The organism is Streptomyces spiramenti, from assembly GCF_012034385.1.
GTDB classification, from domain to species: Bacteria; Actinomycetota; Actinomycetes; order Streptomycetales; family Streptomycetaceae; genus Streptomyces; species Streptomyces spiramenti.
The window spans coordinates 1-2,233 of record NZ_JAAVJB010000410.1 but is presented as its reverse complement, the minus strand read 5'-3'; the positions used below and the strand labels follow the sequence as shown (position 1 = coordinate 2,233).

Genomic DNA, 2,233 nt, shown 5'->3' with positions numbered 1-2,233 from the left:
GCCGGCGGGGGCGGGAGCCGGTGGTCGGCTGCGAGGGCGAGGACGGACGCGGCGCTGGTCAGCGCGTGCAGCCCGCCGGCGCAGTCGTCGTGGGCGGGCAGCGCCCCGGTGCCCGGCACGGGGAGGAAGCCGATCTCACCGGCGCCGCCGGAGGCCCCCCGGCGCAGCGCGCCGTCCAGGACCACCGCGGCGCCGGTGCCGCCGCCGAGCCACAGCAGCACGAAGGTGTCGCGGTCACGAGCGGCGCCCTCCCGGAGTTCGGCGATGGCCGCGAGGTTCACCTCGTTCTCGACCCGGACGTGCGCGCCGGTGCGGGCGGGGAGCCCCCGGACCAGTTCGGCGTGCCAGGCGGGCAGCCCCCCGCCCGCGCGGTTGAGGGCGCCGGTCGCGGGGTCGACCAGTCCGGGGGCGCCGACGACCGCCGTGTGCAACTCCTCCACGGAGGCGTCGGCGAGCGCCGCGTCCAGGGCCTCCAGGACGGCGGTCGCCGTGGCGGAGTCCCCGCCGCGGCTCGACGCGGGCAGCGGGAGCGAGGCGCGGGCGACCGTCCGCCCCGCCAGGTCGGCGACGACGACGGCGGCGCTGTCGAGGCGGATGTCGAGCGCCGCCACGTGGGCCCGTTCGGCGACCAGCCCGTAGAGCCGGGCGTTGGGGCCGCGGCGGGCGGTGCCCGCCTCACCCACCACCGCCACGAGGCCGTCGTCCTGGAGGCGACCCACCAGATCGGCGACGGAGGGCCGCGACAACCCGGTGGCGTCCCGTAGTTGGGTGGCGGTCAACGGCCCGTGCTCGACCAGGAGGTCGAGCGCGATCCGGTCGTTGATGGCCCGTGCGGTACGGGGTGTCGCGGTACGGACGGGTGTCATGGCGGTGATCCTCGCAGATCCCCGCGGTCGGCCCTCGGCGGCGGAGCACGGGGAACGACTGCGGCTTTATCTTCAGGCAACCTTCCTGATAGTTTACGACCCATGCAGCCCTCCCCCGTGCGGCGCGCCCGCCGCTCGACCTCCGCCGTGTTCGCGGTGCACGGTGCCGCCGCCGGCGCGTTCGCCACCCGCATCCCGTGGCTCCACGAGCACCACGGGTTGAGCACCGGCCAGCTCGGCATCCTGCTGGCCTTCCCGGCGATCGGGGCCGCGCTGGCTATGCCGCTCGCCGGCGGCGTACTCCACCGGTTCGGCGCGCGGGCGTCGGTCCGAGGGCTGCTCACCCTCTGGTGCCTGGCCATCGCGCTGCCGGCGCTCGCCCCGCACCCGGCCGCCGTGGCGCTGCTGCTCGCCGTCTTCGGCGCGACCGCCGGCATGGCCGACGTGGTGATGAACGCACAGGGCGTCGAGGTCGAGCAGCGGCACGGCCGCTCCATCATGTCCGGCCTGCACGGTCTGTGGAGCGTGGGCACCCTGGTCGGCTCGGCCGGCGGCGTGCTCGCCGTCCACCTGGGGATCGACGCCCGGCCGCATCTGCTGGTCACGGCACTCGTCCTGGTCGCCCTGGCGCAGCCGGCCTGCCGGGGGCTGCTCGACATCCGGCCCACCCCCGACGAGGAGCCGCCGCCCCGCTTCAGCAGGCCGCCGCGGTCGGCGGTGCTCATCGGCGCCGTGGCGATGGGCGCGGTGCTGGCCGAGGGCGCCTCCATGGACTGGTCCGGCGTCTACCTGCGCGACGTCGCGGGAGGGACCGAGACGCTGGCGGCGGTCAGCTACACCGCGTTCGCCTGCACCATGGCGGCGGCACGGCTGTGCGGGGACGCCGTCGTGCGCCGGTTCGGCGCGGTGCGCACCGTGCGCGCGAGCGGCGCGCTCGCCACCGTCGGGGCGGCGACGGTGGCGCTGGCACCGGGGCCCGCGGTCGGTATCACGGGGTTCGCGCTGGTGGGCGTCGGGATCGCCGTGGTGGTCCCGCTGGCGTTCGCCGCCGCGGGCCGCAGCGGACCGCGGCCGGGCCAGGCGATCGCGGGCGTCGCCACCATCACCTACACCACCGGGCTGGTGGCGCCGACGCTGATCGGGATGATCGGCCAGCTCGGCTCGTTGCGGATGTCGTTCGTGTTCGTCGCGGTGACGACCCTGCTGATGGTGCTGGGCGCCGGGGTGCTGGGCGACCGCCGCGGGGGCCGGCGGGTGGCCGGCGCGACGGGCGCGGCGTCGGCAGCGGCCGTGGCGACGGACTGGGGGACCCGGCGGCTCCCGGAAGGCGGCAAGTCGGTCTGGGCGGAGTTCGCCCTGCCCGCCGC

The 2,233-nt window shown here is 77.0% G+C and carries 2 protein-coding genes; one reads left to right on the top strand and one right to left on the bottom strand.

The features are described 5' to 3' along the window. A partial coding sequence (locus HCJ92_RS23745; protein WP_167935668.1) for an ROK family transcriptional regulator occupies nt 1-866 on the bottom strand: 866 nt, incomplete at its 3' end. 102 nt (nt 867-968) lie between these two features. On the opposite strand from HCJ92_RS23745, the gene HCJ92_RS23740 reads away from it, so the two are divergent. Next, nucleotides 969-2,233, top strand: a 1,265-nt coding sequence (locus HCJ92_RS23740) for an MFS transporter (RefSeq protein ID WP_167935667.1), incomplete at its 3' end; no start/stop codon positions are given.